Here is an 8,297-nt window from a genome sequence, read left to right on the forward strand (position 1 = left end):
CTTTACCGTGAAAGTCGCCGTAAGCCGATGTCTGTGAAGTAGGTTTCACGCGAAAACCACGAGCGGGCGCAGGAGCGCCCCGTTAGCCTGAAAGACTTTCATGGTCAGGGGTGGCAGGCCCCCCTTCCATGGCCGTTAGCCGCGACGAGGCCACGGGCGCTTGCGCGGTCGCGTCGCGGCTGAAGCCGCTCCCTCTGGGGGCCTTGGCCGGACTTTCACGGTAACCGGTTCTCCTCGCCACACCGCTGCGATTGTGACGCAAGTCTCAGGCGCTGCAAGCACTTCTGGACCACTCTGGGGGCGTGCTGAGGTCGCTGGTCCGCACAGCGGACCCTACGGGCTGCCTGGCCGCGACAGGTGCTCTGGCCCGGCGCGTCATTCTGCTTTGGTATACTCTGTCTATTCTCAGATCCGCACCGGGATTCACCATGTTGACCGTGACCGCCACCGAGTTGCAACGGCATTTTGGGCGTTATCGGGGCAGTGCCCTGCAGGAGCCCGTCGCTATCACCGCGGACGGCCAACAGAGCCTGGTCCTGCTGTCCGCGGAAGAATACCGACGGCTCAAGCGCCGGGATCAGGAGGCATTTTCGGTGGAGTCACTGAGCGACGCCGAATTGACGGCGATTGCCCAAGCCCGGGTGCCGGAATCCTACGCCCACCTCGACGGCGAACTGGACTGACTCTGATGTCCCTGCCCGCGCCCCATCCAGGGCTGGTCATCGGTTACCGGTACCTGTGGGACGCCGAGGCGCAGGCCGGGCATGAAGAGGGCCGTAAGGATCGCCCCTGCGTTGTCGTCCTTGCGGTGTTGCAAGCGTCGGGCGGGCCGGTCGTCACGGTCGCGCCGATCACCCATGCGGCGCCCCGCGACCCGGATACCGCGGTAGAGGTTCCCCAGCCCACCAAACGGCGGTTGGGACTCGATGAGGAACGCTCCTGGATTGTGGTGTCAGAGGTCAATCGATTCGTCTGGCCCGGCCCCGACCTGGTGCCGATCTCGCGTGTCGCGCCCGGGCGGTACGACTACGGCGTCCTGCCGCCGCGCCTGTTCACCCAGATCGTCGAGCGGCTGGTCGCCGTCGCGCGATCCCGTAATGCGAAAACGGTCGTTCGCACCGACTGACTCCCAAGTCCCCGCCGTCTGGCCAAAGGCCGTTGAGCGGGTCTGTGGACAGCCCGCAAAGCAGCGCTTTCCCTTCGTCACACCGTTTGGGAGACTGTAAAAAAGTATTCGGAAGGTGCCTGGATGGAGCGCAGCGGAATCCGGGGCGGCGCTCCCGGGGGCCGCGACACTCATCAAGGTCGCCGGGTTCCAGCTGGGAGGCGAATCCGGGTAGGATGTCATGCACCGTCATGCGTGGGCGATGCGCACCCTGTGTTCCGGGTGCCCCAGACTGCCATTCTACGTCCGGGCATTTCGCTCGCGGTGAGGTGGCTCGTCCGCGCAGCGGACCCTACGGGCACGCAGCAACGCCGTAGGGTCCGCCGTGCGGACCGACCACCTGCCCACTTTTCTCCCCAGCTTCTGAACCCAGGCCCACCCAGTGACCCCAACCGAAATCCGCCGTACCCCGTCCGATCCCGCGCAACCGCCGCCCGCCAACGCGGCTGAACTGCTGCGGCGGCTCTATGCCGGCCGCGGCCAGTTGGAGTCCGAGTCCGACCTGGGGCTGGCGGGGCTGGCCACCTATCAGTCGTTGGCCGGGATGGATCAGGCGGTGGCCCTGCTCGCCGGCGCCCTGCGCGGTGGGGACGCGATCCTGGTGATCGGCGACTATGACGCGGACGGCGCCACCGGCAGCGCGCTGGCGGTGCTCGGGCTGCGCGCGCTGGGCGCCGGCGCGGTCTCCTATCTGGTGCCGAGCCGTTTCGCCTTTGGGTATGGCCTGAGCCCGGCGGTGGTGGACGCGGCGGCGGCGCTCAAGCCCGGGCTGCTGATGACCGTGGACAACGGCATCGCCGGCATTGCCGGGGTGGAGCGCGCCAATGCGCTGGGCATCCCGGTGCTGATCACCGACCACCATCTGGCCGGGGAGCGGCTCCCCGCGGCGGCGGCCATCGTCAACCCCAACCAGCCCGGCTGCGCCTTTCCGAGCAAGCACCTGGCCGGGGTCGGCGTGGTCTTCTATTGCCTGATGGCACTGCGCGCCCAACTGCGTGCCGCGGGTTGGTTCAACGCCGCGCGGCCCGAGCCCAATCTGGCGGAGTTCCTGGACCTGGTCGCCCTGGGTACGGTGGCGGACGTGGTGACGCTGGACCACAACAACCGTATCCTGGTGGAGCAGGGGCTGCGGCGCATCCGTGCCGGGCGCTGCCGGCCCGGCATCCATGCACTGCTCCAGGTGGCGGGGCGCGATCCGACCCGGGTCACGGCTACCGATCTGGGGTTCCAGGTCGGACCCCGGCTCAATGCCGCCGGGCGCCTCACCGAGATGACGCTCGGGGTGGAGTGCCTGCTGTGCGATGAACCGGCGACGGCACTGGATCTCGCGAGTCAGCTCGATGGGCTCAACCGCGAGCGCCGCGAGATCGAGGGGACGATGCGCGAACAGGCCGAAACCCTGGTGGAGCGGATCACCTCGCGTGGTGACGACCTGCCGCCGGGGCTCTGTCTCTACGGCAAGGGCTGGCACCAGGGGGTGTCGGGGATTGTCGCCGCGCGCATCCGCGAGCGTTATCATCGGCCGGTGATCGCCTTTGCGGACGCCGACGACGGCTTCCTGCGCGGGTCCGCGCGCTCGGTGGACGGTTTCAACATCCGCGACGCCATCGACCTGGTGGACCGTCGGCGGCCCGGGCTCATCGAGCGTTTCGGCGGTCACGCCATGGCCGCGGGGCTGACGCTGCGGCCGGAGGCCCTGGCCGATTTCAGACTGGCCTTCCGCGAGGCGGTGTATGAACAACTGGGCGATGCCCCCGCGGTGCGGGAGCTGCGCTCCGACGGTGAACTGCCCGCGCGGCTGCTGAACCTGGAGACGGCCGAGGTCCTGCGCCTGGGCGGTCCCTGGGGTAAGGGCTTTCCGGAACCGCTGTTCGACGGCGAGTTCGAGGTGGTCCAGGCGCGGGTGTTGAAGGAGCGGCATCTGAAGCTGCGGCTCAAGCCCGAGCGCGGCCCTTGGCTGGATGCCATCGGTTTCGGACTGGGCGAGCGCCTGGCGCTGGCGAGCGGCTGGGTGCGGCTCGCCTACCGGCTGGATGTGAATGAATATCGGGGTGAACGCACCCCGCAACTGATTTTGGAGCACCTGCAATCGACCACCTAGACGACGACCTGGAGCAGCCGACCCCCTGGGACGAGGACGACTCCGACGATTTCGACCCGAACGCCGTGGAGAACTACGGCGAGTACGCGGACGAAGCAACCGTGGAGGATGAGGAGCCGGAGGTGCCGCTTGGCCCGAGCAAGAGCCAGTTCAAGCGCGAGCACCTCGCGCTCCAGGCCCTGGCCGAGCGCCTGACCGCCATGCCCCGCGTGCAGTTGGAGCGCCTGCGCCTGAGCGATGCCACCTGGGCGGCGATCGAGGAGACCGGCCGGATCAAGGACATCCGCGCCCGCGGCCGGCACTACAAGCGCATCGCCAACTTGCTGGAGCGCGAGGACATGCACGCCGTCCACGCACTCATGGACCAGGCCGCCGAGCGCGAGCGGGCGGACGCCGCCCATCACCATGGGCTGGAGCGCTGGCGTGAGCGCCTGATCGGCGAGGGCAACGAGGCACTGAGCGAGTTCCTGGACGAGTTCCCGCAGACCGACCGCCAGCAACTGCGCACCCTGATCCGCGCCGCCAAGCGCGACACCGAGCGCGGCCGCCCGGAGGCCCCGCGCAAGCTCTTCCGGTTCCTGCGCACCGTGGTGGATGCACATGGGGAGGCGGATGAGGCCCTGGAAAACGACGATCGGTCCGCAGATGAAGACGAGTGGGAGAACCCGTAGGGTCCGCTGCGCGGACCTGCCACCGCCGTCTTCTCGTTCCCACGCTCCCGCGTGGGAATGCCGCGCGGGCGCTCCGCGTCCGGTCTTGGCACTACCCGTTCATCTTCAAGCGGGCAATCGATCACGCCAAGGCGCCAAGCTCGCCAAGAAAGACAATGGGATGCGTTCAGTATCCAGTTCGGTCACCGGGTGAATCGCGGACGACCGATCATCTGCTGAAACACCTTGGCGTGCTTGGCGCCTTGGCGTGACAACGGCTCTTTCCCGGTTAATCGAGGAGGTCAAAATGCCCTGTACGATGATGAACCCACGACTGTTCGCGCTCGGTGCGGGCGCCCTGGCGGCGACCCTGGGCCTGCCGCTGGCGGCGGGGGAGGGCGAGGTGGCGGTCTACGAGTGCCACCAGGGCGGGAAGGTGATCTTCTCCGGCGCGCCCTGTACCGATCCGGGCGGCGACCCGGTGCTCGATCCCTGGCCGGCGCGGCAGCGGAGGCTGGAGGTGGAGTATTCCCGCCCCGACGCGGTCCAGGCCCAACAGGCGCAGCAGTCGGCCGCGGCGATGGAGTACCAGGCGGGGACGGTGGCCGAGGCCGACCTGCTCGATACCGAGATCCTGAACCTGGAGACCCGCATCGCCAATCTGGAGACCGAGCGGGATGTGCAGGTCTCGGCGCTGAATGGTCAGCTTGCCCAGGGCGCTGGACCGAACGAGACGGCCGCATCCTGGGCGGCGGGTCTGAACCAGCAGATCATCTCCGTCACCAACAACTTCAATGACACCATCTTGGGCGAGCGGACCCGCCTTGGCGAACTTCAGGCCAGGCGTGCGTCCCTTGGGCCTGCGGCTCCGCCATCCCCGTAGGAGCGGCCCCTCGGCCGCGACGGTGCCGGAGTGATGATCAGGGCCTTTCTTAACCCCAGAAAGAGCAGTTGTCACGCCAAGGCGCCAAGCTCGCCAAGGCTTTTCAGTGTGTTATCGGCGTTGCGTCAGTCACCCGGCGGGTGATCTGTATAGTGGATCGACCCGATTGTATTGCTTGGCGAGCTTGGCGCCTTGGCGTGAGCAATTCCCGGGGTTAGGTTAGCAGACTGCGCCCCCCGGCCGGCTTGACCTGAGTCAAGGCCCGCCGGCCTGCCCCCCTCGATACTATCCGCCGTCCACCCTGAATCCGGCGCCCCTTGCCGGCGCCACTGCTAGCCAAACACGAGCCTCCTATGCACTGCAACCAATGCGAACAGACCTTTCGGCAGGACGCTTGCGTCACCTCCCCCGGCACCTGCGGCAAGGACGCGGACGTCCAGTCGCTCCAGGAGACCCTGCTCTATGGGCTCAAGGGCATGGCCGCCTATGCCAATCATGCGCGTCGCCTGGGCAAGCACGATGAGGCGGTGTCCGCCTTCATCGAGGAGGCCCTGTTCGCGACCATGACCAACGTGAACTTCGATCTGGCCACCCTGCTGGAGCTGTGTCTCACGTGCGGCGAGATGAACCTGCGGGTCATGGAGTTGCTCGACGAGGGCCATGTGGAGACCTTCGGCAAGCCCGCCCCGATCAAGGTGAAGGAGGGCACCCAGGCCGGCCCCGGCATCCTGGTCACCGGCCATGACCTGCTGGACCTGTGGGAGCTGCTGAAGCAGGTGGAAGGCACCGCGGTCAAGGTCTACACCCACGGTGAGATGCTCCCCGCCCACATGTATCCCAAGCTTGGCGGGCACCCCAACCTGGCGGGTCATTACGGCGGCGCCTGGCAGGACCAGAAGCGCGAGTTCGCCGCCTTCCCCGGCCCAGTGCTCGGCACTACTAACTGTGTACTGATCCCGCCGCAGAGCTATAGCGGCCGGCTCTTCACCACCCGGGTCACCGCTGTCCCTAATGGCCAGCGGATTGTGGACGGGAACTTCGCCCCGGTCATCGCCGCCGCGCTGGCCGGCCCGCCGTGCGAGGAACAGGTGAGCGGTGAGTCCACCATCGGCTTCCACCGCACCGTGCTGCTGGATGCGGCGGCGACCATCGTCGATGCCGTCAAGGCCGGCCAGATCAGCCGCTTCTTTGTCATCGGCGGCTGCGACGGGGCCGAGAAGGGCCGCAACTATTTCACCGACTACGCCCAGGCGACCCCGCCGGACTCCTTCATCCTGACGCTCGGCTGCGGCAAATTCCGCATCCGCGACCACGACTATGGCGAGCACCTGGGCCTGCCGCGGCTCATGGACATGGGTCAGTGCAACGATGCCTATGGGGCGATTGCGGTCGCCGTGGCGCTCGCCAAGGCCTTCAATTGCACGGTCAACGACCTGCCGCTGACGCTCGTCATCAGTTGGTTCGAGCAGAAGGCAGTGGCGGTCCTGCTGACCCTGCTGCATCTGGGGATCAAGGGGATCACCCTCGGCCCCAACCCGCCGGCCTTCATCACGCCCAATGTCTTCAAGGTCCTGCAGGAGCGCTATGACCTGCGCCTGACGGGCGACGATCCGCAGGCCGACCTGCAACGGGCGATGGCGGGCTGAGCTGCGATCGCGTCACACTGCGGTGAGACTGTGAAAGTATTGGGAGCGTGCCCGATGTAGCCCGGATGGAGCGCAGCGGAATCCGGGGGCGGCCTCGCAGATACACTGTGAATCAGTTAGTTGCAGCCGAGACCTGGATTCCGCTGCGCTCCATCCAGGCTACGACGACAACACGTATCGAATGCTTTTACAATTTCTGTGCGGTGTTCCGCCTGTGTTAGGCGCTCTTGCGTCCCGGGGCGGGCATAGACCCACGAGCTAAAGTCAGGCCCACACTCGGTGGGAGCGGCTTTACCGTGAAAGTCGCGGCGGGGCCTGTGGGAGCGGCTTGCAGCCGCGACGAAACCTCGCAAGGCCCGCGGTGGCGCATCGCGGCCGGAGGCCGCTCCCACGGGCGACTTTCATCGTCCGGGGTGGCTGGTCCCGCTGCCATGGCCGTTAGCCGCGACGCGACCTCTCTAACCGCACCCGACGCGACTCGTCAGGCCCCGTGGGGGGCCGGGGTGATCGACAGATAGGCGATGACGATCACTGCCAGGACAGCGCCGTGGAAGAGCTTCAGGGTAAGGCTGAAGGCGGCCTCGGCCCACAGGGCTTTGGTGAGCGGCTCGGTCTTCATGGAGAAGGCCGGCACCTGCCCGTTGGGATCGATGATGTTGGCGTAGAGGCGGCGAAACAGGCGTTCCTAGGCGAGGTAATAGCCGTCCAGTGCCCAGAAAGTCAGGGCCGGGAACAGGGCGATCATGGCGCCGAGAGGATTGCCGCCCTTGCCCGACAGGGCCAGCCCCAGCAGCGCTGAGACCAGGGTCATGGACCAGCCCTTGAGTGAAAAGGAGTTACCGGCCAGGCGGTTGATCACCCCCTGGACCATGCCCAGGTGTTTGTCGTTGATGTCGGGACTCATTGGGCGATTCCTCGGTTCAGGTGGGTTTCGAGCAAGACTATACCAGGCGAAGGCTTAGGGTTGACGCCGATAGCGCTCCAGGTCCCGGGCAATCACCGCGGCCACGATGTGCTCGGCGTGTGAGTCATGCAGCACCGCCCTGGCCTCGCCCTGGAGGCCGTTGCACTCCCAGTCCTGTCCATTGGCATCCGTCACTATCCGGGCGGTTTCGCCGCCCGCCCCACCGACCAGGTAGACGGGGCCCGTGGGGTGGTGGGTGCGGAAGCGCTCGAATTCGTCGCGGATGCCGGGCTTGCCGCCCTGGAAGCCCGTGGTCTTGCCGCCGATGAAGATTGCCGCTCGGGCGAGCGCGACCATGGGCTCGCGCAGGTTGGCGAGATCCGCAGCGATCGGTAGCGCCGGGTCGCCGACCCAATGGAGCCGTTCGAAGACCGTGCCGTCCAGGGCCTCCGGCGGGGCCTCGCCGCGGAAGCGCTCCAGTTGGAAGAGGTCGATGGACGGCCGCGGCTCGCCGCGGGCGCGGACCGCTTGATGCACCAGCGGGGTGATGGTCGGGTGGCCGCCGAAGACCAGACTCAGGCCGGCGTCGAACAGGGCCGCGACGATGGCGGCCACATAGTCATAGAGGCGCTGGGCCTCCGGCGTGCCGATCACCTCGTCGGGGACGCTGGCGGAGAGCAACACCGGCAGGGGGGCTGGGGTGGGATTGGACATGGGGTTCACCGGATGGGCCGGCGCTAGGCCGGGGCGTGAAGCGATAGAAAGAAGGGCACCACCTGGTCCAGGGCCAGGACTTGCAGCGGCTCGTCCGGAATGTGTCAATGAAAATGAGACACCGGGGTGTCGAATTTAGTGTTGCTCGGGAGGCTCTTGGATCTCGGTTAAGCCTGCGGCCGGCGGGTTGATCCAAACCTCTGCGGGAGGCAGCTTGGGTGTCGGCGGTGTGCC

9 protein-coding genes are annotated in these 8,297 nt (G+C 67.1%); 6 read left to right on the forward strand and 3 right to left on the reverse strand.

What is annotated here, in order from left to right:
* The first annotated feature begins 428 nt into the window (after nt 1-428).
* The 6 genes from QZX93_RS24535 (at nt 429) to hcp (ending at nt 6,445) form a co-directional block, all read left to right on the forward strand.
* The gene (locus tag QZX93_RS24535; RefSeq protein WP_295393511.1) at nt 429-683 is read left to right on the forward strand and encodes a type II toxin-antitoxin system Phd/YefM family antitoxin; all 255 of its coding nucleotides are present in this window, start codon (nt 429-431) and stop codon (nt 681-683) included.
* A 5-nt stretch (nt 684-688) separates the two neighbouring features.
* Entirely contained in the window at nt 689-1,126 is a 438-nt protein-coding gene (locus QZX93_RS24540; RefSeq protein WP_295393509.1) for a type II toxin-antitoxin system PemK/MazF family toxin, read from the forward strand.
* 421 nt (nt 1,127-1,547) lie between these two features.
* Nucleotides 1,548-3,266, forward strand: a complete 1,719-nt coding sequence (gene recJ / locus QZX93_RS24545; RefSeq protein ID WP_295393508.1) for a single-stranded-DNA-specific exonuclease RecJ — start codon at nt 1,548-1,550, stop codon at nt 3,264-3,266.
* A gap of 65 nt (nt 3,267-3,331) precedes the next feature.
* Nucleotides 3,332-3,937 carry a ribosome biogenesis factor YjgA gene (gene yjgA, locus QZX93_RS24550; protein WP_295393506.1) on the forward strand — a complete coding sequence of 202 codons (606 nt, stop codon included), beginning with the start codon at nt 3,332-3,334 and terminating at the stop codon, nt 3,935-3,937.
* 286 nt (nt 3,938-4,223) lie between these two features.
* The gene (locus QZX93_RS24555; RefSeq protein ID WP_295393504.1) at nt 4,224-4,799 is read left to right on the forward strand and encodes a hypothetical protein; all 576 of its coding nucleotides are present in this window, start codon (nt 4,224-4,226) and stop codon (nt 4,797-4,799) included.
* A 353-nt stretch (nt 4,800-5,152) separates the two neighbouring features.
* Nucleotides 5,153-6,445, forward strand: coding sequence for a hydroxylamine reductase (gene hcp / locus QZX93_RS24560; protein ID WP_295393502.1), 1,293 nt, complete (start codon nt 5,153-5,155; stop codon nt 6,443-6,445).
* A gap of 481 nt (nt 6,446-6,926) precedes the next feature.
* On the opposite strand, the gene QZX93_RS24565 is transcribed toward hcp, so the two are convergent.
* From QZX93_RS24565 to QZX93_RS24575, 3 genes are all read right to left on the reverse strand, one after another.
* Entirely contained in the window at nt 6,927-7,064 is a 138-nt protein-coding gene (locus QZX93_RS24565; protein ID WP_295393500.1) for a hypothetical protein, read from the reverse strand.
* Nucleotides 7,065-7,130: 66 nt separating this feature from the next.
* The gene (locus tag QZX93_RS24570) at nt 7,131-7,349 is read right to left on the reverse strand and encodes a hypothetical protein (RefSeq protein ID WP_295393499.1); all 219 of its coding nucleotides are present in this window, start codon (nt 7,347-7,349) and stop codon (nt 7,131-7,133) included.
* Between the two features lie 54 nt (nt 7,350-7,403).
* Nucleotides 7,404-8,063 (reverse strand): hypothetical protein, encoded by a 660-nt coding sequence (locus QZX93_RS24575; protein ID WP_295393497.1) that lies wholly within the window; start codon nt 8,061-8,063, stop codon nt 7,404-7,406.
* Nucleotides 8,064-8,297: the final 234 nt, after the last annotated feature.

This window comes from uncultured Thiodictyon sp., assembly GCF_903946935.1.
Classification (GTDB): Bacteria; Pseudomonadota; Gammaproteobacteria; order Chromatiales; family Chromatiaceae; genus Thiodictyon.